At 71.0% G+C, this 20,856-nt stretch carries 19 protein-coding genes; 13 read left to right on the top strand and 6 right to left on the bottom strand.

Translation table 11 applies throughout. The features are described 5' to 3' along the window. Positions 1-18 precede the first annotated feature (18 nt). From ABZ915_RS27250 to ABZ915_RS27240, 3 genes are read left to right on the top strand one after another with little or no spacing between them, the layout of a single operon-like run. Positions 19-1,236, top strand: coding sequence for an N-acylneuraminate cytidylyltransferase (locus tag ABZ915_RS27250; protein WP_361808451.1), 1,218 nt, complete (start codon positions 19-21; stop codon positions 1,234-1,236). A 13-nt stretch (positions 1,237-1,249) separates the two neighbouring features. Next, positions 1,250-2,188: an N-acetylneuraminate synthase family protein gene (locus ABZ915_RS27245; RefSeq protein ID WP_361808448.1), complete on the top strand. Its 939-nt coding sequence runs from the start codon at positions 1,250-1,252 to the stop codon at positions 2,186-2,188. Between the two features lie 59 nt (positions 2,189-2,247). After that, a complete protein-coding gene (locus ABZ915_RS27240) occupies positions 2,248-3,399 on the top strand; it encodes a hypothetical protein (RefSeq protein WP_361808445.1) in 1,152 nt (383 codons plus the stop codon). 213 nt (positions 3,400-3,612) lie between these two features. On the opposite strand, the gene ABZ915_RS27235 is transcribed toward ABZ915_RS27240, so the two are convergent. Further along, positions 3,613-4,335, bottom strand: a complete 723-nt coding sequence (locus ABZ915_RS27235; protein ID WP_361808442.1) for a class I SAM-dependent methyltransferase — start codon at positions 4,333-4,335, stop codon at positions 3,613-3,615. 287 nt (positions 4,336-4,622) lie between these two features. Here ABZ915_RS27235 and ABZ915_RS27230 point away from each other — a divergent pair, with 287 nt between their 5' ends. Together ABZ915_RS27230 and ABZ915_RS27225 are read left to right on the top strand one after the other, a co-directional pair. Beyond that, on the top strand, positions 4,623-5,855 hold the full coding sequence (locus ABZ915_RS27230) for an amidohydrolase (RefSeq protein WP_361808439.1): 1,233 nt from the start codon (positions 4,623-4,625) through the stop codon (positions 5,853-5,855). A 295-nt stretch (positions 5,856-6,150) separates the two neighbouring features. Beyond that, complete coding sequence (locus ABZ915_RS27225) at positions 6,151-7,179, top strand: BMP family ABC transporter substrate-binding protein (RefSeq protein WP_361808436.1); 1,029 nt, start codon at positions 6,151-6,153, stop codon at positions 7,177-7,179. A gap of 118 nt (positions 7,180-7,297) precedes the next feature. Here the strand turns inward: ABZ915_RS27225 and ABZ915_RS27220 are convergent, their stop codons facing one another. After that, positions 7,298-7,639: a hypothetical protein gene (locus ABZ915_RS27220; protein ID WP_361808433.1), complete on the bottom strand. Its 342-nt coding sequence runs from the start codon at positions 7,637-7,639 to the stop codon at positions 7,298-7,300. 286 nt (positions 7,640-7,925) lie between these two features. Here ABZ915_RS27220 and ABZ915_RS27215 point away from each other — a divergent pair, with 286 nt between their 5' ends. From ABZ915_RS27215 to ABZ915_RS27190, 6 genes are all read left to right on the top strand, one after another. Beyond that, positions 7,926-8,978 (top strand): BMP family ABC transporter substrate-binding protein, encoded by a 1,053-nt coding sequence (locus tag ABZ915_RS27215; protein WP_361808431.1) that lies wholly within the window; start codon positions 7,926-7,928, stop codon positions 8,976-8,978. A gap of 501 nt (positions 8,979-9,479) precedes the next feature. Beyond that, on the top strand, positions 9,480-11,042 hold the full coding sequence (locus tag ABZ915_RS27210) for an ABC transporter ATP-binding protein (protein WP_361808428.1): 1,563 nt from the start codon (positions 9,480-9,482) through the stop codon (positions 11,040-11,042). Further along, positions 11,039-12,160: an ABC transporter permease gene (locus ABZ915_RS27205; protein WP_361808425.1), complete on the top strand. Its 1,122-nt coding sequence runs from the start codon at positions 11,039-11,041 to the stop codon at positions 12,158-12,160. Before ABZ915_RS27210 ends, ABZ915_RS27205 begins: the two co-directional genes overlap by 4 nt. Then, positions 12,160-13,422: an ABC transporter permease gene (locus ABZ915_RS27200; RefSeq protein WP_361808422.1), complete on the top strand. Its 1,263-nt coding sequence runs from the start codon at positions 12,160-12,162 to the stop codon at positions 13,420-13,422. The genes ABZ915_RS27205 and ABZ915_RS27200 overlap by 1 nt, the downstream gene beginning before the upstream one ends. Then, a complete protein-coding gene (locus ABZ915_RS27195; protein ID WP_361808419.1) occupies positions 13,419-13,832 on the top strand; it encodes a cytidine deaminase in 414 nt (137 codons plus the stop codon). Before ABZ915_RS27200 ends, ABZ915_RS27195 begins: the two co-directional genes overlap by 4 nt. Positions 13,833-13,902: 70 nt before the next feature. After that, on the top strand, positions 13,903-15,186 hold the full coding sequence (locus ABZ915_RS27190; RefSeq protein WP_361808416.1) for a thymidine phosphorylase: 1,284 nt from the start codon (positions 13,903-13,905) through the stop codon (positions 15,184-15,186). Between the two features lie 97 nt (positions 15,187-15,283). Here ABZ915_RS27190 and ABZ915_RS27185 read toward each other — a convergent pair whose 3' ends face one another. After that, the gene (locus tag ABZ915_RS27185) at positions 15,284-16,204 is read right to left on the bottom strand and encodes an AEC family transporter (RefSeq protein ID WP_361808413.1); all 921 of its coding nucleotides are present in this window, start codon (positions 16,202-16,204) and stop codon (positions 15,284-15,286) included. A gap of 78 nt (positions 16,205-16,282) precedes the next feature. On the opposite strand from ABZ915_RS27185, the gene ABZ915_RS27180 reads away from it, so the two are divergent. After that, positions 16,283-16,669: an STAS domain-containing protein gene (locus ABZ915_RS27180; protein ID WP_361808410.1), complete on the top strand. Its 387-nt coding sequence runs from the start codon at positions 16,283-16,285 to the stop codon at positions 16,667-16,669. Here ABZ915_RS27180 and ABZ915_RS27175 read toward each other — a convergent pair. Beyond that, positions 16,553-17,569, bottom strand: coding sequence for a sigma-70 family RNA polymerase sigma factor (locus ABZ915_RS27175; RefSeq protein WP_361808407.1), 1,017 nt, complete (start codon positions 17,567-17,569; stop codon positions 16,553-16,555). The genes ABZ915_RS27180 and ABZ915_RS27175 overlap by 117 nt on opposite strands. Before the next feature lie 163 nt (positions 17,570-17,732). Further along, positions 17,733-19,013 carry an MFS transporter gene (locus tag ABZ915_RS27170; protein ID WP_361808404.1) on the bottom strand — a complete coding sequence of 427 codons (1,281 nt, stop codon included), beginning with the start codon at positions 19,011-19,013 and terminating at the stop codon, positions 17,733-17,735. 63 nt (positions 19,014-19,076) lie between these two features. Between ABZ915_RS27170 and ABZ915_RS27165 the strand changes: the two genes are divergently transcribed. Beyond that, positions 19,077-20,027 (top strand): LysR family transcriptional regulator, encoded by a 951-nt coding sequence (locus tag ABZ915_RS27165; protein WP_361808401.1) that lies wholly within the window; start codon positions 19,077-19,079, stop codon positions 20,025-20,027. A 4-nt stretch (positions 20,028-20,031) separates the two neighbouring features. Here the strand turns inward: ABZ915_RS27165 and ABZ915_RS27160 are convergent, their stop codons facing one another. Beyond that, positions 20,032-20,796: an alpha/beta hydrolase gene (locus ABZ915_RS27160; RefSeq protein WP_361808398.1), complete on the bottom strand. Its 765-nt coding sequence runs from the start codon at positions 20,794-20,796 to the stop codon at positions 20,032-20,034. Between the last annotated feature and the right edge of the window lie 60 nt (positions 20,797-20,856).

The following is a 20,856-nucleotide window of genomic DNA, read 5'->3' as shown; positions in this document are numbered from 1 at the left end:
CCTCAAGGAGAAATGCCCATGTCCGACACGTCAGTTGGGGTGCGCCGCGTACTCGCCGTGATCCCCGCGCGAGGCGGCTCCAAGGGAGTGCCCGCCAAGAACCTGGCCCCCATCGGCGGCGTCCCGCTCGTCGCCCGCGCGGTTCGCGAGTGCCTGGCCACCCGCCTCGTCACGGACGTGGTCGTCTCCACCGACGACCAGGCCATCGCGGGCGCGGCGCGCGAGGCGGGCGCGGAGGTCGTGCTGCGCCCGGCCGCCATCGCCGGGGACACCGCCACCTCCGAGGCGGCCGTGCTGCACGCGATGGACGCCCACGAGGCCCTGCACGGCGCTCCCGTCGACGTGGTCCTGCTCGTGCAGTGCACCAGCCCCTTCCTCATCCGCGAGGACGTCGACGGCGTCGCCGGGGCGGTCGCCGAGCAGGGCGCGGACACCGCCGTCACCGTCGCGCCGTTCCACGGCTTCGTCTGGCGCCACTCCGACGAGGCGGCCGAGGGCGGCTTCGGGGTCAACCACGACAAGTCCTTCCGCCCGCGCCGTCAGGACCGCCCCCAGGACTTCCTGGAGACCGGCGCCGCCTACGCCATGGACGCGGCCGGCTTCCGCAAGCACCAGCACCGCTTCTTCGGCCGCACGGAACTCGTGCGCACCGACCCCGCGCGCGTGCTGGAGATCGACGACCCGCACGACCTGGCCCGCGCCCGCGCGCTGGCCCCCCTCTTCGACGCGGACCTCCCCGGTTCGCTGCCGACCGCCGACGACATCGACGCGGTCGTACTGGACTTCGACGGCACCCAGACCGACGACCGGGTGCTGATCGACTCCGACGGACGGGAGTTCGTCTCCGTGCACCGCGGCGACGGCCTCGGCATCGCCGCCCTGCGCAGGAGCGGACTGAGGATGCTGATCCTGTCCACGGAACAGAACCCTGTGGTCGCCGCCCGCGCCCGGAAGCTCAAGCTCCCGGTACTGCACGGCATCGACCGCAAGGACCTCGCCCTCAAGCAGTGGTGCGAGGAGCAGGGCATAGCGCCGGAGCGCGTGCTCTACGTCGGTAACGACGTCAACGACCTCCCGTGCTTCGCCCTCGTCGGCTGGCCCGTGGCGGTCGCGAGCGCCCACGACGTCGTACGCGGCGCCGCACGCGCGGTCACCACCGTCCCCGGTGGCGACGGCGCGATCCGAGAGATCGCCAGCTGGATCCTCGGCCCCTCTCTCGATTCCCTCACCAAGTAAGGACATCTCCGCCATGAGCACCAACTCCCGTATCCGCACCTTCGGTTCGCGCGAGGCCGGTCCCGGCCGCCCCGTCTACATCTGCGGCGAGATCGGCATCAACCACAACGGTGAGCTGGAGAACGCGTTCAAGCTGATCGACGTGGCCGCCGAAGCCGGCTGCGACGCCGTCAAGTTCCAGAAGCGCACCCCGGAGATCTGCACCCCGCGCGACCAGTGGGACATCGAGCGCGACACCCCCTGGGGCCGGATGACCTACATCGACTACCGCCACCGCGTGGAGTTCGGCGAGGACGAGTACCGCCAGATCGACGAGTACTGCAAGAGCAAGAACATCGCCTGGTTCGCCTCCCCGTGGGACACCGAGGCCGTCGCCTTCCTGGAGAAGTTCGACGTCCCGGCCCACAAGGTCGCCTCCGCCTCCCTCACCGACGACGAGCTGCTGCGCGCCCTGCGCGCCACCGGCCGCACGGTCATCCTCTCCACCGGCATGTCCACCCCGAAGCAGATCCGCCACGCGGTCGAGGTCCTGGGCAGCGACAACATCCTGCTCTGCCACGCCACCTCCACCTACCCGGCCAAGGCCGAGGAGCTGAACCTCCGCGTGATCAACACGCTGGAGAAGGAGTACCCGAACGTTCCGATCGGCTACTCCGGCCACGAGACCGGCCTCCAGACCACGCTCGCCGCGGTCGCCCTCGGCGCGACGTTCGTCGAGCGCCACATCACCCTCGACCGCGCGATGTGGGGCTCCGACCAGGCCGCCTCCGTCGAGCCGCAGGGCCTGACGCGCCTGGTCCGCGACATCCGCACCATCGAGGCCTCCCTCGGCGACGGCGTCAAGAAGGTCTACGACTCCGAGCTCGGCCCGATGAAGAAGCTGCGCCGCGTCAACGGCGTCGTCGCCGAGGCGGAGATCGCGGCGGCGGCGGGCGAGCCGGTCGCGGTCTGACACCGCGCCACCCTCACCGGGCCACAGTGAGCCCCTTACGACGGGACGGTCGTACGTCGATGAGCCCCCGCGCCGGGAGAACCGGTCCCCGCACTCTCGCGTTCGTGGAGAGTCCGGTGCAGTTGCTGAACGTGCTGGAGTGGGCGCATGTCCACGGCCTGCGCGGGACGGACACGTCCGGCGCGGGCCGCGTGCTGCCCCTGCCCACGCAGGTACGGCGCTCGGCGGACGGCGGTCCGCCGCCGGCCGGCGCGGAGCTCACCGTCGTCGTGCTGGCCCCGACCGACCCCATGACCCGGGGCCAGCTGCGCCGCATGGCCGACCTGGCCCGGGACGAGGGCTACCGGGTCCGCTGGGAGGAGGCCCGGGGCGGTCCGGCCGCGCCCTTCCACACGATCGGCGGGCTCGCCGGGCAACTGCGGCGGGCGGACCGCATCGTCATGGGAGACCCCTTCTCCCGCTATGTACAGCTGCTGCTGACGATCACCCGGGCCAAGGACCTGGTGGTCGTCGACGACGGCACGGCGACGATGGAGTTCGTCGCCCAGCTCGCCCGCGGTGAGCGCCTGGTGCGCTGGCACCGCAAGGGCGGCCGCCCCGGTGCGCGCGACCTGCTGTTCGCGCCGGTGTCCTCCTCGGCCCGGCGCCGGCTGACCCCTGGCGCCGGCCGCCGGGTGGAGGTCTTCTCCTCGATGCCGGTGGAGGAGAGACCGGACGGGGTGACGGTCACGGCCAACGACTTCGGCTGGACCCGGGCCCGCTTCGGCCCGCCCCGCATCACCTCGAGCGCGGACATGGTCGGCACCTCGCTGGTCGAGACCGGGGTCGTCGACGGGGAGCGGTACCTGGAGGCGGTCCGCACCCTGGCCAAGGCCCACGGGGCCACCCGCTACTTCGCCCACCGCCGGGAGAGCGCCGAGAAGCTCCACCGGCTCGCCGCGGAGACCGGACTGGAGATCGTCCGCCCCGACCTGCCGCTGGAGCTGATCGCCCGGCGCGGTCCGATCGGGCGGACGATCCTGAGCTTCCCCTCCACGGTCGTCCACACCCTGCCCCTGGCCCTCGTGGGCACGGGCGTACGGGTCGCCGTGTGCGACATCGACCCCGCCTGGCTCACGGAACACGCCTCCCCCCGCGCCCAGGGCTTCCTGTCCGGAGTCACCGGAACCGCCCGCGACGTACATCGGCTGGCGGCGGTGAGCGCGGTCTGACGCCCGTCCGGCGGAGCGGCCCCGAGGGAATCGGCATGCGTGATCGGTGCGGCGGAGCGGGGCGGACGGGGGTGTCCCCGTGCGTTCGAGCGCGCGCGGGCCGGCAGCCGACGACGACGCCGGCGGGAACTCGCCCGTTCGGAAGAAGACGCGAGCGGGGGACGGCGTGCCGAGCGGCCCCCCCCGCCTCCGGCACGAGCCGGCGGACAGGTCCTAGCCCGCGCTCGCCCCGCCAGGCCCACCGTCCGTGCCGTCCGTGCCGTCCGGGTCGCCCTCGTCCTCCGGCTTGCGGGCCAGGAGGAAGGCCCGGGGGCGCTTCTCGTCCTCGACGGGTGCGCGGACGGTCGTGGCCACGGGTGGCAGGCCCGCCGCCGTGAGCGCGGCGGAGACGGTGTCCGGGGTGCGCAGGTGATAGTCCAGGTCGATCGGGTGGCCGAACCGCTCGGTGAGGCGCAGCCGGCCGCCGCCCTCGTCGAACTGGAAGCACAGGAGCACGTGCCCGCCGGGGACGAGGGTGCGGCGGAACTCCGCGAACGCCGTCGGCAGGTGGTCGTCCGGGACATGGATGACCGAGTAGAGCCCCATGATCCCGCCGAGCGTCCCGTCCGGCAGGTCCAGCGACGTCATCGAGCCCACGTGGAACCGCAGGTGCGGGTGCGCCTCGCGGGCCAGTTCGACCATCCTGGGTGAGACGTCGACCCCGAAGACCGGCACACCGAGGTCGTGCAGCCGGGCGGTGACATGGCCGGGGCCGCTGCCGAGGTCGGCGACCGGGGCCGGACCGCCCGCTCTCACCAGCTCGGCGAAGGCCGAGACCTGGGCCCGGTCCACGGGGTGGAGGCCGAGGCTGTCGGGGAAGCGGTCCGCGTACTCCTTGGCGATCGCGTCGTAGGAGGAGCGGGTGGCGTGGAGGAAGTCCGCGTTCGGTCGGCTCACGGGGGCGCAGATTACCGCCGCTCCCCTCACCCCGCCCCCACCTGCGGGTTTCCTCCCGGAAGTTCCGGTACGTGGACCGCTCCAGCGTGGCTTTGGCGCTGCGTGGTATCCGTTGAGGAAGGAAGGATGGGTGATCCCAGTGCGGCGAAGCCGCGCGAGTTTACCCATCCGAGACAACGGCTATGCGTCGGGCGGTCGGATTTTCTTCCCCTAACGGGTTGAAGTTTTGTTGATCGTGGGTCAGTCGACCGGTCCGGCGTTCTACCCTTCAGAGGGTGAACCAATTGATGTCCCGACAGTCCGAGGCCGACCTTCCCGGCGATACCGTGCTCCCGGGTCTGCTGAGCGAGTCGCTGTACGCCGAACTCGTGGCGTTCCGGCGCGACTTGCACATGCACCCCGAGCTGGGCAACCAGGAGTTCCGTACCACTGCCGCGATCAAGGCGCGGCTCGAGAAGGCGGGGCTGAGGCCCCGTGTCCTCGCCACTGGTACCGGGCTCGTCTGCGACATCGGGGTGGAGCCCGGGGAGGACCTCGGCGGCACACCCATCCTGGCGATGCGGGCCGACATCGACGGGCTTCCCATCCCGGACACCAAGACCGAGTGCGCGTACCGGTCCACCGTGCCGGACCGGGCGCACGCCTGCGGCCACGACGTGCACACCACGGTCGTGCTGGGCACCGGGCTCGTGCTCGCCCAGCTGCACGAGAAGGGCCTGCTGCCCCGGCCCGTGCGGCTGATCTTCCAGCCCGCCGAGGAGGTGCTGCCCGGGGGCGCCGCCGACGTCATCGCGTCCGGGGCGCTGGAGGGGGTGGGCCGGATCATCGCCGTGCACTGCGACCCCCGGGTCGACGTGGGCCGGATCGGGCTCAGGCCGGGGCCGATCACCAGCGCCTGCGACCGCCTGGAGATCGCGCTCGACGGACCCGGCGGCCACACCGCCCGGCCCCACCTGACCACCGACCTCGTGACCGCCGCGGCCAGGGTCGCCACCGACGTGCCCGCGCTGGTCGCCCGGCGGGTCGACACCCGCAGCGGCCTCGCCGTGACCTGGGGACGGATCGAGTCGGGGCACGCGCCGAACGTGATCCCGCAGCACGCCGAGCTCTCCGGGACCGTACGGTGCCTCGACATCGACGCCTGGCGGCTGGCGCCCGACGTGCTGCACGCGGCGATCGACGAGGTCGCCACCCTGCACCGGGCCAAGTCCGAGATCAACTACGTGCGCGGAGTGCCGCCGGTCGTCAACGACGCCGAGGTCACCGAGCTGCTGCGGGACGCCATGGCCGCGCGGCGCGGCATCGAGTCCGTCGAGGGCACCGAACAGAGCCTCGGCGGGGAGGACTTCTCCTGGTACCTCGAGCACGTGCCGGGCGCCCTGGCGCGGCTCGGTGTGCGCACGCCGGGTGAGCGGACCGTGCGCGACCTGCACCAGGGCGATTTCGACGCCGACGAGCGCGCCATCACGGTGGGCGTGGAGCTGTTCACCGCCGCCGCGCTGCTGGATGCCGTGCAGTAGGGCGTGGGTGGGGAAGGGGCGCCTGGTTGACGCCCCTTCGTCCCCTTGTGACACCCGGGCGTAACCGAAGACCGGCACTTGTGACCGGGGGTCGGCACGAATCGATAACGGCCCGGGAAAACCCCGTTCCCCTCCTCTTCTACGCGCGTTACTGTGCGCCGAACTCGCCACCACTGGCGGCAATGCGCCACCGGGCGGCACATTGGGGAAGTACGGGCCGGTGACGGTGCCGTGGGGTTGAAGGGGTACTGCTGTGCGTCTGATCTCTCGGAGGACGAGATTCTCCCAAGCTGCGGTGACCGTCGCGGTCATCGCCCTCGCGGCCGCCGGGTGCGGCAAGTCCAGCACGGAGTCGAGCACCAGTAGCTCCAAGGACGGCAAGTACTCCGGCAAGGGCGTCGGCCTGGCGTACGACGTCGGCGGCAAGGGCGACCAGTCCTTCAACGACGCCGCCTACGCGGGCTTGCAGAAGGCCGAGGCCGAGTTCAAGATCGGCGGCCGGGATGTCGAGCCGACGGACAACGAGTCGGACGCGGACAAGGTGCAGCGTCTGGAGACTCTGGCGAAGGCGGGTTACAACCCGGTCATCGGTGTCGGTTTCGCGTACGCGCCGGCGGTGAAGGAGGCCGCGGGGAAGTTCCCGAAGGTGACCTTCGGCATCATCGACGACGACAAGGTGCAGACGAAGAACGTCGCCGACATGCTCTTCCACGAGGAGCAGTCCTCGTACCTCGCCGGTGTCGCGGCCGCCAAGGCGACCAAGAAGAACCACATCGGCTTCATCGGTGGCGTGGACGTCCCGCTGATCCACAAGTTCGAGGCGGGCTTCAAGCAGGGTGCCCAGTCGGTCAACCCGAAGATCAAGATCGAGTCGCAGTATCTGACCCAGACGCCTCAGGAGGGCGGCTTCTCCAGCCCCGACAAGGGTGAGAACGCGGCCAACGGCCAGATCGACGCGGGTGCCGACGTCCTCTACGCGGCCGCCGGCCTCTCCGGCCAGGGTGTGATCAAGTCCGCCGCCGAGCACAAGGTGTGGGCCATCGGCGTCGACTCCGACCAGTACAAGCAGGCCGCGCTGGCCAAGTACAAGGACTACATCCTCGGCTCCGCCCTGAAGAACGTCGGTGGCGCCGTCTACGACCTTGTCAAGTCGGTCCACGAGGGCAAGCCGCTCAGCGGCGACGTCCGAGGCGACCTGAAGTCCGGCGGCGTCGGCTTCGCCGACTCCAACCCGAAGTACAAGGCGCTGACCGACGTGGTCTCGGCCGTGGACAAGGCCAAGCAGGACATCATCGACGGCAAGGTCACCGTCAAGACGCAGTGAGTGCGCCGCTGGCGCCGACGAGCACTGACGAGTGCTGACGAGGAAGCCCCGTGCCGATGCGGCACGGGGCTTCATCATGCTGTCGAGAGCGCCGAGTACGCCCTCGGGGCGGATCGGATCAGAGCCGGTCCGTCTCGATGCTCATCCGGTAGACCTCGACGCCGGACGCCCTCGGGTTCGTGGAGCAGACGCCCTTGGAGGTCTCACCGGCGCGGGTGTTGACCCACTTGCCGAAGACGTTGAACGTGTGGCCGTTGGGGCCGATGCAGACCACCTTCACCCGGTGGGTGTCGAAGCGGGTGTCTCCCCCGGTGCACTTGCCGTACCCGGTCGCCCGGTCGCCGGACATCCAGGTCGTGCAGTTCGTGGACGCCATCGCGGGCGTCGCCACGCCCACCACGGTGGCCGACAGGGCTATGCCGGCGCCCGCCGCAGCGGCCGCGAGCTTGTTCAGTTTCATGATCCTCCCCAGGATCAGAAGAGAACCGCGGGCTGGTCGGGCCCACGGGGATGCGCATCTCGATCACGGATACTGCACGGTGGGCATTCGCGGAAAGATCGACCCCGGGAAGGATCTTTGTGCACTGCGTGCCTGGTAGATGTCACCTCTCCAGGGCAGTGGCCGAAAGTTCGAAACGGTCGCATAACACTCTGGCAAGGTGGGGTTCTCCCCATAGGTCTACGCGCGTTACGCTGCGGCGGAACCAGCGCCTGGTTTGGGCGCTTGCACAAAGGAGTCACGTTCCATGCGCCGGGTGTCCCGTATCACGATTGCAGGCGTTGCGACCGCAGCGCTCGCCGTCACCGTTTCTGCCTGTGGCAGCTCGTCCACGTCCTCCTCCTCTGCCGGTGAGGGCAAGTCCAAGGGCATCGGCCTGGCGTACGACGTCGGCGGCAAGGGTGACCAGTCCTTCAACGACGCCGCCTACGCGGGCTTCGAGAAGGCCCAGAAGGACTTCGGCGTCAGTGGCCGGGATGTCGAGCCGCAGGACGGCGAGTCGGACGCGGACAAGACGCAGCGCCTGGTGACTCTGGCGAAGGCGGGTTACAACCCGGTCATCGGTGTCGGTTTCGCGTACGCGCCGGCGGTGAAGGAGGCCGCGGGGAAGTTCCCGAAGGTGACCTTCGGCATCATCGACGACGACAAGGTGCAGACGAAGAACGTCGCCGACATGCTCTTCCACGAGGAGCAGTCTTCGTACCTCGCCGGTGTCGCGGCGGCGAAGGCGACCAAGAAGAACCACATCGGCTTCATCGGTGGCGTGGACGTCCCGCTGATCCACAAGTTCGAGGCGGGCTTCAAGCAGGGTGCCCAGTCGGTCAACCCGAAGATCAAGATCGAGTCGCAGTATCTGACCCAGACGCCTCAGGAGGGCGGCTTCTCCAGCCCCGACAAGGGTGAGAACGCGGCCAACGGTCAGATCGACGCGGGTGCCGACGTCCTCTACGCGGCCGCCGGCCTCTCCGGCCAGGGTGTGATCAAGTCCGCCGCCGAGCACAAGGTGTGGGCCATCGGCGTCGACTCCGACCAGTACAAGCAGGCCGCGCTGGCCAAGTACAAGAAGTACATCCTGACCTCGGCCCTGAAGAACGTCGAGGGCGCGGTCTACGACCTGTCCAAGTCGGTCATCAAGGACAAGAAGCCGCTGTCGGGCGACGTCCGCGGCGCGCTGGACAACGGCGGCGTCGGCCTGTCCGACTCCAACCCGGCCTTCAAGGGCAACGCCGACATGCAGGCCGCGATCAAGAAGGCCGAAGAGGGCATCAAGAGCGGCAGCATCAAGGTGAAGACCTCCTGACGATCTAGGTCAGAAGCCTTGGCCAACAGAGCGCTGTAATGGCAGCGTTACGGCCACGGAACGGGGTGCGGAGAGGATGACCTGCCCGCGCCCCTGCCCTTGTCTCCCGCCTGCCGCGCGACGCCTGGCACGCACGCTCGCCGCGTTGCCGAATCGCCCACGTGGCTCCGCCACGAGGGCGCCTCGGCGCCTTGCGATCGCACGCACCAGACGCCGCGCGGCCCGCCCTTCGGGCGGACAACGGGAGACAACGGCAGGGACGCCCCCGTTCGCGCGGCAGAATGCTCGGAACGGATCGGGTACTTGTGATAGGGCCGATCAGATCCGGGCACTATTTAAAGCAGGGGCGCTACGCGCGTAGAGTGGCCCCTTTCCCGAGGAGAGTGCGCCATCGACGCGTCCAGCAGCCCTCCGCTCACCGCTCAGTCGACAGTCGCGGTAGAGCTCGCGGGCATCACCAAGCGATTCCCGGGTGTCGTTGCCAACCACGACATCCACCTGATGGTCCGCAAGGGCACCGTGCACGCCCTGGTCGGCGAGAACGGCGCCGGCAAGTCGACCCTGATGAAGATCCTCTACGGCATGCAGAAGCCGGACGAGGGCACCATCGCGATCGACGGCGAGCAGGTGAGCTTCTCCAGCCCCGCGGACGCCATCGTCCGCGGCATCGGCATGGTCCACCAGCACTTCATGCTGGCCGACAACCTGACCGTGCTGGAGAACGTGGTGCTCGGCAGCGAGAAGCTGTACGGCATCGGCGCCGGCGCCCGCAAGAAGATCAAGGAGATCTCCGACCGGTACGGCCTGGGCATCCGCCCGGACGTCCTGGTCGAGGACCTCGGCGTGGCCGACCGCCAGCGCGTGGAGATCCTCAAGGTCCTCTTCCGCGGCGCGCGCACCCTGATCCTCGACGAGCCGACCGCCGTGCTCGTCCCGCAGGAGGTCGACGCGCTCTTCGACAACCTGCGCGAGCTGAAGTCCGAGGGCCTGTCCGTCATCTTCATCTCCCACAAGCTGGGTGAGGTGCTGTCCGTCGCCGACGACATCACCGTCATCCGGCGCGGTACGACGGTCGGGACCGCGATCCCGTCCGAGACCACGCCGCGCCAGCTGGCCGAGCTGATGGTCGGCAGCGAGCTGCCCACCCCGGAGACCGCCGAGTCCACGGTCACCGACCGGGCGGTGCTGGAGGTCAGCAACCTCACCGTCCACGCCCGTGGCGCCGTCTCCATGGGCACGGAGGAGGAGCCCTCCGCCGGGGGCCTCACCGAGTTCGCGCCCGCGGGCGAGGTCAAGAAGGTCCTCGACGACGTCACCTTCACCATCCACGCCGGCGAGGTCATGGGCATCGCCGGTGTCGAGGGCAACGGCCAGACCGAACTGATCGACGCGCTGATCGGCACCAAGCACGCCGACTCCGGCCGGATCGTGTTCCTCGGCGAGGACATCACGCCCTGGCCCACCCGCAAGCGCCGCAAGTCCGGCGTCGGCTACATCCCCGAGGACCGGCACCGCCAGGGCCTGCTGCTGGAGTCCCCGCTCTGGGAGAACCGCATCCTCGGCCACGTCACCGAGAAGCCCAACGCCAAGGGCTTCTGGCTGAACCCCAAGGGCGCCCAGGCCGACACCCGCCGGATCGTCGAGGAGTACGACGTCCGCACCCCCGGCATCGACGTCACCGCGGCCTCCCTGTCCGGCGGCAACCAGCAGAAGCTGATCGTCGGCCGGGAGATGAGCCACGACCCGAAGTTCCTGATCGCGGCCCACCCCACCCGGGGTGTGGACGTCGGCGCCCAGGCGCAGATCTGGGACCGTATCCGGGAGGCCCGCCGCGAGGGCCTGGCCGTGCTGCTGATCTCGGCCGACCTGGACGAGCTGATCGGTCTGTCGGACACCCTGCGCGTCATCTACGACGGCAGGCTGGTCGCCGACGCCGACCCGGCCACCATCACGCCGGAGGAGCTGGGCTCGGCCATGACGGGTGCCGCATCCGGTCACCTGGAGCACGAAGAGACCGCCCCCGAGGGCGACGACAACGCCGGTCCGGAGGACGAGGCCCGATGAAGAAGTTCGACAAGGAGCGGGTGCTCGTCGCGGTGGCCGGACCGGTCATCGCGCTCGTCCTGGCGATCGTGCTGACCTCCGTGGTCCTGCTCGCCTCGGGCAAGAACCCGATCGAGCCGTACACCCTGATGCTCCAGCAGCTGCCGTACTCGGACATCCAGGTGCTGATCATCAACCAGGCGTCGCTGTACTACATCGCCGCCATCGCGGTCGCCCTCGGCTTCCGCATGAACCTGTTCAACATCGGCGTCGACGGCCAGTACCGCCTCGCCGCGGTGATGACCGCCGTCGTCGGCGCGCACGTGGGCCTGCCCGCCGTGCTCCAGGTTCCGCTGCTGCTCCTGGTCGCCATGAGCACCGGCGCCTTCTGGGCCGGTATCGCCGGTGTCCTGAAGGTCACCCGCGGCGTCAGCGAGGTCGTCGCGACGATCATGCTGAACTCGATCGCCACCGCCGTCATCGGCTACGTCACCCTCACCGACGTGTGGGGCGTGCAGGTCGGCGACAACGTGACGACCGGTGTCATGAAGAAGTCCGGCTGGTTCCCGGGCATCAACCTGGGCTCGGACGTCGGCTCGATCTACGGCCTGGTCTTCCTCGCCGTCCTCCTCGGCGTCGGCTACTGGATCGTCCTCAACCGCACCCGCTTCGGTTTCGACCTGCGCGCCACCGGCGCCTCGGAGACCGCCGCCGCGGCCTCCGGCGTCGACGCCAAGCGCATGGTGCTGATCTCCATGCTGATCTCCGGCGCCATCGCGGGCCTGGCCGGACTGCCGCTGCTGCTCGGCGACACCCACACCTACAGCCTGAGCTTCCCCGCGGGCCTCGGCTTCACCGCCATCGGCATCGCCCTGCTGGGCCGCAACAACCCCGGCGGCATCGCACTCGCCGCCCTGCTGTGGGCCTTCCTCGACAAGGCCTCGCCCGCCCTCGACTACGCGACCCCCGTGGCGTACGACAAGGAGATCGCCACGATCATGCAGGGCCTGATCGTCTTCGCGGTCGTCATCTCGTACGCGGCCGTCCAGCAGTGGGCCCTGCGCCGCCAGCAGCGCCAGGTCGGCGCCGAGCTGGCCGCGGCCGCCGCCCAGAACACCAACAAGGAGGTGGCTGCCTGATGTCCACCGCGACCATCGCCAAGCCGCAGGCGAAGCAGCCCGGCAAGGGCGGCCGCCGTATGTCGCTCCCCGTACTCCTGCTGGTCATCGCTGGTGTGCTGGCGCTGACCTCGATCGTCCGCCTGATCACCGGCGCGGACGGCATCACCTCGGTCGGGCAGATGTCCACCGCGCTCCAGCTCGCGGTGCCGATCGGTCTCGCGGGCCTCGGCGGCCTGTGGGCCGAGCGCGCGGGCGTCGTCAACATCGGCCTCGAGGGCATGATGATCCTCGGCACCTGGTTCGGCGCCTGGGCCGGCTACCAGTGGGGCCCGTGGGTGGGTGTCGTCTTCGGCATCATCGGCGGCGCGCTCGGCGCCGTCCTGCACGCCATCGCCACGGTCACGTTCAACGTCAACCACATCGTCTCCGGTGTGGCGCTGAACATCCTGGCCCTCGGCGTGACCCGCTACCTGTCGAAGTTCACCTTCGCCAACGCCCCGCAGGGCTCCACCAAGCAGTCCCCGCCGATCGACTCCCTCGGCGACTTCAGCATCCCCGGCCTGTCGGACTGGCTGAACACGCTCAACGGGAAGCACTGGTTCCTGGTGTCGGACATCGCGGGCCTGCTCGGCGGTCTGGTCACCGACCTGTCGCCGCTGACCGTCGTCGCGGTCGCCCTGGTCCCGGCGACCTGGTGGGTGCTGTGGCGGACCTCCTTCGGTCTGCGCCTGCGCTCCTGCGGCGAGAACCCGGTGGCGGCCGAGTCCCTCGGCGTCAACGTGTACAAGTACAAGTACATCGCGGTGATCATCTCCGGCGGCTTCGCCGGCCTCGGCGGCGCGTTCCTGTCCATCGTCGCCTCGAACGTCTACCTCGACGGCCAGACGGCCGGCCGCGGTTACATCGGTCTCGCCGCGATGATCTTCGGCAACTGGATGCCGGGCGGCCTCGCCCTCGGCGCCGGCCTGTTCGGCTACACCGACAGCCTCAACCTGCGCGGCGGCACGGTGAACGTCCACGCGCTGATCCTGCTGCTGGCGATCCTGCTGGTGTTCGGCGCGGCCTACCTGGCGTGGAGGAAGAAGTACGTCCCCGCCGTCGTCACGGTCGTCATCGCCGCCCTGATGTTCCTCTGGTACAGCTCCACCAACGAGGTCCCGCGCCAGCTGGTGACGGCCACCCCGTACCTGGTCACGCTGCTCGTCCTGTCGCTGTCGGCGCAGAAGCTGCGCATGCCGAAGGCGGACGGCCTGCCGTACCGGAAGGGGCAGGGCAAGTGACCCCGGCCCCGGCCGCTGCCGCCGGCTTCGACTGGGAGGCGCTGCGGGCCGAGGCCCGGGAGGCCATGTCCCACGCCTACGCCCCCTACTCCGGCTACCCGGTCGGCGTGGCGGCCCTGGTCGACGACGGGCGCACGGTCACCGGCTGCAACGTGGAGAACGCCTCCTACGGGCTGGGCCTGTGCGCCGAGTGCGGGCTCATCTCGCAGCTCCAGCGCACCGGGGGCGGCCGTCTCACGCACTTCACCTGCGTGGACGGCACCGGCGGCCTGCTGGTGCCGTGCGGCCGCTGCCGCCAGCTGCTGTACGAGTTCGGCGGGCCGGAGCTGCTCCTGGACACCCCCGCGGGCGTGCTCCCGCTCTCCGAGATGCTGCCCCAGGCCTTCGGCCCGGACCACCTCACCAAGTAACTCCCGCACGGCCCCTCTGACACGCCTTTCAGGGGGGCCGTGCACCTTCGCAACCCCGGAAGGGAAACCCATGGCCATGGACGCCATCTCCGTCATCCGCACCAAGCGGGACCGCGGTGAACTCAGCGACGAGCAGATCGACTGGGTCATCGACGCGTACACACGCGGCGAGGTCGCCGACGAGCAGATGTCCGCGCTCGCGATGGCCATCCTGCTCAACGGCATGAACCGCCGTGAGATCGCCCGCTGGACCGCCGCGATGATCGCCTCCGGCGAGCGCATGGACTTCTCCTCGCTGTCCCGCCCGACCGCCGACAAGCACTCCACCGGCGGCGTCGGCGACAAGATCACCCTGCCCCTGGCCCCGCTGGTCGCCGCCTGCGGCGCGGCCGTCCCGCAGCTCTCCGGCCGCGGCCTCGGCCACACCGGCGGCACCCTCGACAAGCTGGAGTCGATCCCCGGCTGGCGCGCCCTGCTCTCCAACGAGGAGATGCTGCACGTCCTGGACACCACCGGCGCGGTGATCTGCGCGGCGGGCGACGGCCTGGCCCCGGCCGACAAGAAGCTGTACGCGCTCCGTGACGTCACCGGCACGGTGGAGGCGATCCCGCTGATCGCCTCGTCGATCATGTCGAAGAAGATCGCGGAGGGCACGGGCTCCCTGGTCCTGGACGTGAAGGTCGGCTCCGGCGCCTTCATGAAGACGATCGAGGACGCCCGCGAACTGGCCTCCACGATGGTCGGCCTCGGCACGGACCACGGCGTGAAGACGGTCGCGCTCCTCACGGACATGTCCACCCCCCTGGGCCTGACGGCGGGCAACGCCCTCGAGGTCCGCGAGTCGGTCGAGGTCCTCGCGGGCGGCGGCCCCGCGGACGTCGTCGAGCTCACCGTCGCCCTGGCCCGCGAGATGCTCGACGCGGCCGGCGTGAAGGACGCCGACCCGGCGAAGGCCCTGGCCGACGGCTCGGCGATGGACGTCTGGCGGCGCATGATCGCGGCCCAGGGCGGCGACCCGGACGCTCCGCTGCCCACGGCCAGGGAGCAGCACGTGGTGAAGGCCCCCGCCTCCGGTGTCCTCACCCGCCTCGACGCCTACGGCATCGGCGTCGCCGCCTGGCGCCTCGGCGCGGGCCGCGCCCGCAAGGAGGACCCGGTGCAGGCGGGCGCCGGCGTGGAGATCCACGCCAAGCCGGGCGAGCCCGTCCGCGAGGGCGAGCCCCTCCTCACCCTGCACACCGACACCCCCGAGCGCTTCGAGTACGCGCTTGAGTCGGTGGCGGGCTCCTTCGACATCGCGCCCGAGGGCACCGAGTTCTCGGCGTCGCCGGTCGTGCTGGAACGCATCGCCTGACCAGGGCCCGCGGCCGGAGGCCGAGGGTGTCACGCATCGTCGCGGTGAACGGGACCGGTGGACCTCCGCCGGTCCCGTTCGGCGTGGCGGACGACCCTCACCCCAACGCCGCCGCCACCCCCACCAGCACCGGTACCGAAACCACCGTGGAGAGCAGGACCGACTCCCGGGCCAACGACTCGGCCACCCGGTAGCGGCTCGCGTACGTGAAGAGGTTCTGCGCGGCCGGCAGGGCCGACGTCACCACCACGTCCAGCAACTCCGCGCCGTGCAGCCCGAAGACGCCCCTCGCCGCCACCCACGCCACCAGCGGTTGCCCCACCGACTTCAACGCCACCGACAGCAGCACCAGGTGCCGGTCCCGCCCCCGGCCGGGGGCCGCGCTGCCGTGCAGGGACATGCCGAAGGCCAGCAGGGCCGCCGGGACGGACATGTTGCCGATCAGGGTGAGGGGATCCATGACCGGCCCGGGGACCCTCCAGCCCGCCGCCGACACCAGGACCCCGGAGAGGGAGCCCACCGCAATGGGGTTGCGCAGCGGGGTCAGCAGGCGCCGCCACACCGTGCCCTTCTCGCCCTTGCCGGAGAGGTCCAGGACCGTCAGGGCGACGGGGGTGACCAGGACGACCTGGAACAGCAGCACCGGCGCCACCAGGGACGCGTCACCCAGGACGTACGCGGCGATGGGGATGCCGAGGTTGCCCGAGTTGACGTAGCCCGAGCACAGGGCCCCGATCGTGGTGCGGCCCACGCCCCAGTGGCGTAGGGCGCCCACCGCCACGAACGCCCCCATGGCCGCGGCCGTGCTCAGCGCCGTCACCAGCAGCCTGCCGGAGAACAGCATCGCGAGGTCGGCCCTGGCCAGGGTCGTGAAGAGGAGCGCGGGACCCGCCACGGTGAACGCCAGTCCGGTCAGCACCTCCCGGCCCTGATCGCCGAGCGAGCCGCGCCGCCCGAGCACATAGCCCACCCCGATGACGACCGCGATCACCGCGAACCCGCTCAGCACCCCCTGCACAGGCCCACCCTCCGGCGGAGCGGGTGAGCGGGTCAATGTGATCTCTGCCGGGCAGGGGCAGGGCAGGCGGGCGCCGCGATGAGTTACGGCTGTCTCGCCGGTCTACCGTACGTGGACGCGAAGACACCCCCTGTACTCGTGCTGGCCGGCCCCGTCACCCGGGACGAGGTGCCGGGACTGTGTGACGACGTGCGGGCGCTGTTGCGATGCGCCGGAGGTGGAGTCGTCGTGTGCGATGTGGCCGGGCTCGGGCCCCCCGGGCTCGGCGTCGTCGACCTGCTCGCCCGGCTCGAGCTGGCCGCGCGCCGGGCCGGGGGCCGAATACGCCTGAGGGACCCCGCCCCGGCGCTACGCGTCCTGCTCGACCTCGTCGGGCTCCGCTTCCAGGTGGAGGGGCAGGTCGAAGAGGGGGAACCAGCGCTTGGTGTCGAGGAAGAAGTGGAACCCGGTCAGCCGGCCGTCTGATATCTCCAGGATCTGGACGGACCAGGGGGTGAATCTGCCCGTCTCCGGGTCCGGCTTGTACTGGGCGAAGCCGGGCAGGCCGTTGACCTGCACCGGCACCAGCCGGGAGCCCGCGCAGGCCGCGCCGAGGGTCGTCATGAAGCCGGTGATGTCGTCGTGGCCGGTCAGCCACAGGTCGAACGGCGGCATCGTCATGACGGCGTCCTCGTGGAGCAGGGCCGTCAGCGCGGTCATGTCGTAGCCCTCGAACGCCTTCACATAGCGCTCCAGAAGCTTCTGCTGCTCCTCGTCCAGCGGGTCGGACACCGCAGCCCCGGCGGCCTTGTCGTCCCGCTCGGCGAGCGTCGCCCGAGCCCGCTGGAGCGCGCTGTTGACCGAGGCGACCGTGGTGCCGAGCAGCTCGGCGACCTCGCTCGCCTTCCAGGCCAGCACCTCGCGCAGGATCAGCACGGCCCGCTGCTTGGGCGGCAGCTGCTGGAGCGCGGCCATGAACGCGAGCCGGACCGACTCCTTGGCGACGGCGGCCTCCGCCGGGTCCACGACCGCCGGCAGCACACGGGCGTCCGGCATCGGCTCCAGCCAGGTGTGGTCAGGGCGGGGGGAGAGGGCCGCCTGGGCGAGCGGCGTCGACTCCGTGAGATCCATCGGCCGGGCGCGCTTGTTGCTCGCGGACAGCATGTCCAGGCAGACGTTCGTCGCGATCCGGTACAGCCAGGAACGCAGGCTGGAGCGGCCCTCGAACCTGTCGTAGCTCCGCCAGGCGCGGACCATGGTGTCCTGCACCGCGTCCTCCGCCTCGAAGGACGACCCGAGCATGCGGTAGCAGTACCCCGTCAGCTCGGTCCGGTGCTTCTCCAGTGCGACGTCGAGGTCCGTCGTCGCCGTGCCGCTGTTGCCCATGGTCCACCCCTGGCCGTCCCTGTCGCGCGCCGTCGCGCCCAGCACCTCGGAAGCTACCGCAGCCCACTGACAATGGCCCCCGGAGCGCACGAAAGCCCAGGTCAGCGACGTATCGGGCGACACGGACCACGCCGGACCCGGCAAACCCCTGCTGGGACCGGGCTCAGTGCGCGCCCACCGGCTCCCGCCGGGCCGCGACCCGGGCCGCGCGGGAGCCGAGCACCGTGATCGTCACGACGCCGAGGACCGCGAGGACGCCGACCCCGACCGTGCCGGTCCAGCCGGCCGCGTGGAAGGCCGTCGCGCCGAGCGTGCTGCCGACGCTGGAGCCGATGTAGTAGGAGGACTGGTAGAGCGCCGAGGCCTGGGCCCGGCCGGTCGTCGCCGTCTTGCTGACCGCCGAGGACGCGACCGCGTGGCCCGCGAAGAAGCCCGCGGTGATCAGGACCAGGCCCAGCAGGACCAGCGGGAGCGAGGCCGCGAGGGACAGGAACAGGCCCGTCGCCGTGGTGCCGCCGGCCAGGTACAGCGCGCCGCGCCGGCCCAGCCGGCCGACCAGCCGGCCCGCCGTCGACGCCGAGACCGTACCGACCAGGTACACCAGGAAGATCGAGCCGACGATGCCCTGCGGCAGCCCGAACGGCTCCTCCGTCAGGCGGTAGCCGATCACCGTGTACACGCCGCCGAAGACGGTCATGAACAGCGCGCCGATCGCGTACAGGCGGCGCAGCAGCGGATCGGCGAGGTGGTCGCGGACCGTGCGGGCCAGCACACGCGGGCGCAGCGAACCCGGCGTGAAGTGCTTCGGGGCCGGCAGCAGCAGCCGGAACGCCAGCGCGCAGGCCACCGCGATCACGCCGACCACGCCGACCGCGATCCGCCAGCCCCACTCCTGGGCCACCCAGCCGGTGATCACCCGGCCGCTCATACCGCCGACGCTGTTGCCCGCGACGAACAGCCCGATCGCCGTGACCAGCGCCTTCGGCCTGACCTCCTCCGCGAGGTACGCCGTGGCCGAGGCGGGCAGCCCGGCCAGCGCCGCCCCCTGGAGCGCCCGCAGCACCACCAGCGCGCCCAGCGAGGGCGCGAAGGGCACCAGCATCCCGACGGTCACCGCCACCACCAGCGAGGCCGTCATCACCGTACGGCGGCCGAAGCGCTCCGACAGCGCGCTCATCGGCAGTACGAACAGCGCGAGACCGCCGGTCGCCGCCGCCACCGTCCAGCTCGCCTCGCTCGCCGCCACCCCGAACTCGCCGGAGATCAGCGGCAGCAGGGCCTGTGTGGAGTACAGCAGCGCGAAGGTCGCGACACCGGCCAGGAAGAGCGCGAGGCTCATCCGGCGGTAGCCGGGCCCGCCCGGGGCCATCCGGGAGTCGGAGGGGGCGGAAAGGGACCTTGCGGCGCCCACGACGGTGGACGCCCCGGTATCGGCGGGAGACATGCCTCGAACCTACGGACGCTCCCGCTCATCCGTCCAATGCATGGAATCGCCATAATCGTTCCCATGGTGCATCAGCCGAGGTCACAAGAGCGTCTGTCACAGTCCAGTGACACAGAAGACATCGTCACCACACTCGCGCCACGCCTGGCGTACTTCGCCGGCGTCGCCCGCACCGAGCACGTCACCCGCGCCGCCCAGGAGATGAACGTCCCGCAGTCCACGCTCTCCCGGGCCATGGCCCGCCTGGAACAGGACCTGGGCGTCGACCTGTTCGCCCGCCGCGGCCGCACCGTCGCCCTCACCCCCGCCGGCCGTACCTTCCTCACCTCCGTGGAAAGGGCCCTCGCCGAGGTCGGGCGGGCCGCCGACGAGGTGCGCGCCGACGCCGACCCGACGACCGGCAAGGTCGCCTTCGGTTTCCTGCACACCATGGGCGCCGAGACGGTCCCCGGCCTCATCCAGGCCTTCCGCGCCGACCACCCCCGCGTCCGCTTCAGCCTCGTGCAGAACTACGGCGAGGCGATGCTGGAGCGCCTGCGTGCCGGTGAACTGGACCTCTGCCTGACCTCCCCGGTGCCCGACGCCCCCGACCTGGTCGCCCGTCGCCTCGACGAACAGAAACTCCGCCTGGTCGTCCCCGCCGACCACCCCCTGGCCGCCCGCAGGCGCATCCGTCTCGCCGAGGCGGCCGACGAAACCTTCGTCACCCTGGAGCCCGGCTACGGCCTGCGGCGCATCACCGACGACCTCTGCAAGGAGGCGGGCTTCAAGCCCCGCATCGCCTTCGAGGGCGAGGAGGCGGAGACCCTGCGCGGCCTGGTGGCGGCGGGGCTGGGCGTGGCGCTCCTGCCGCCTCCGGTGTTCCCGCGCCCGGGAGTCGTGGAGCTGACGGTCACGGCGCCACGAGCGGCACGGGAGATCGGCGTCGCCTGGATGGTGGGCCATCCGGACACGCCCCCGGTGGCCGCCTTCAAGCAGTTCCTGCTGTCGAGGCGAGGGAGCCTGCTGCCGTGAGGCCTCAGCCCTTGCGGATCGACTGCCCGAACCCCGCGGCCAGCGGCATCCGCAGCCCGATCGGCGGCGGCGCGGCCAGCGCGTCCTCCAGGGGGCGTGCGAAGGCGTGCCCGAACAAGGACCCCATCGCGAAGTCCGATACCAGCGCCTGCACTTCACTCCGGTACTGGTGCAACCCGTGTCCGTCCGAGTGCACTTCGAACCGGCACACCTCCCGGTTGGCCTTCTTCGCCCGGACCGCCAGCCGGAACGACAGCTCAGGGTCGCTGCGCTCGTCGTTCGTACCGTGCACCATCAGGACCCGCCGTCCCACCAGCTGCTTCACCGGTTCGGGGGGAGCGGCCACGTCGTCCTCGGGCAGCCACGGAGCGACCGCCACGACGGAGGTGACGGCTTCGTGTCCGGCCGCCCGGAGGGCCGCCCGTCCGCCCATGCCGACGCCGACCAGGCAGACGGGGACGTCGCCGTAGCGCCGTACGACCTCGTCCGCCGCCCAGGACGCGTCGCCCGCCAGATGGGCCTCGCTGCCGTTCCAGCCGCGATAGCGGTAGTGGACGACATGGGTGGCGAGGCCCTCCTCGCGGCCCGCGCGAGCGAGCCGGCGCCCGAGGGCGCGGACGAAGGCCGTCGCCCAGACGGGGGACGGCCGTCGGGCGGATACCTCCTCGCCGCCGGGCAGCAGCAGAACCGCGCCGCTCACCGACGTCGGTTCCGGGCCGACTGCCCCGCCCAGCCGGGCCGTTCGGGCCGGTGTCACATCCTGTGCCATGACAGAACAGTGTCAGAAGTACCGGTGTACGCCACCCGTCCGTGCGGTCACCGTTACGTA

The sequence above is a fragment of the Streptomyces sp. NPDC046915 genome, from assembly GCF_040644935.1.
GTDB lineage: Bacteria > Actinomycetota > Actinomycetes > Streptomycetales > Streptomycetaceae > Streptomyces.
Note: the sequence above shows the minus strand (reverse complement) of the source record. Positions and strands in the feature narration are given on the sequence as shown.

Bases quoted from the DNA above. Each gene is read 5' to 3' on its own strand.
- ABZ915_RS27250 (WP_361808451.1), top strand. From the start codon at position 19: ATGTCCGACACGTCAGTTGGGGTGCGCCGCGTACTCGCCGTGATCCCC.
- ABZ915_RS27245 (WP_361808448.1), top strand. From the start codon at position 1,250: ATGAGCACCAACTCCCGTATCCGCACCTTCGGTTCGCGCGAGGCCGGT.
- ABZ915_RS27240 (WP_361808445.1), top strand. From the start codon at position 2,248: ATGAGCCCCCGCGCCGGGAGAACCGGTCCCCGCACTCTCGCGTTCGTG.
- ABZ915_RS27230 (WP_361808439.1), top strand. From the start codon at position 4,623: ATGTCCCGACAGTCCGAGGCCGACCTTCCCGGCGATACCGTGCTCCCG.
- ABZ915_RS27220 (WP_361808433.1), bottom strand. From the start codon at position 7,639: ATGAAACTGAACAAGCTCGCGGCCGCTGCGGCGGGCGCCGGCATAGCC.
- ABZ915_RS27215 (WP_361808431.1), top strand. From the start codon at position 7,926: ATGCGCCGGGTGTCCCGTATCACGATTGCAGGCGTTGCGACCGCAGCG.
- ABZ915_RS27210 (WP_361808428.1), top strand. From the start codon at position 9,480: ATGGTCCGCAAGGGCACCGTGCACGCCCTGGTCGGCGAGAACGGCGCC.
- ABZ915_RS27205 (WP_361808425.1), top strand. From the start codon at position 11,039: ATGAAGAAGTTCGACAAGGAGCGGGTGCTCGTCGCGGTGGCCGGACCG.
- ABZ915_RS27200 (WP_361808422.1), top strand. From the start codon at position 12,160: ATGTCCACCGCGACCATCGCCAAGCCGCAGGCGAAGCAGCCCGGCAAG.
- ABZ915_RS27190 (WP_361808416.1), top strand. From the start codon at position 13,903: ATGGCCATGGACGCCATCTCCGTCATCCGCACCAAGCGGGACCGCGGT.
- ABZ915_RS27180 (WP_361808410.1), top strand. From the start codon at position 16,283: ATGAGTTACGGCTGTCTCGCCGGTCTACCGTACGTGGACGCGAAGACA.
- ABZ915_RS27175 (WP_361808407.1), bottom strand. From the start codon at position 17,569: ATGGGCAACAGCGGCACGGCGACGACGGACCTCGACGTCGCACTGGAG.
- ABZ915_RS27170 (WP_361808404.1), bottom strand. From the start codon at position 19,013: ATGTCTCCCGCCGATACCGGGGCGTCCACCGTCGTGGGCGCCGCAAGG.
- ABZ915_RS27165 (WP_361808401.1), top strand. From the start codon at position 19,077: ATGGTGCATCAGCCGAGGTCACAAGAGCGTCTGTCACAGTCCAGTGAC.
- ABZ915_RS27160 (WP_361808398.1), bottom strand. From the start codon at position 20,796: ATGGCACAGGATGTGACACCGGCCCGAACGGCCCGGCTGGGCGGGGCA.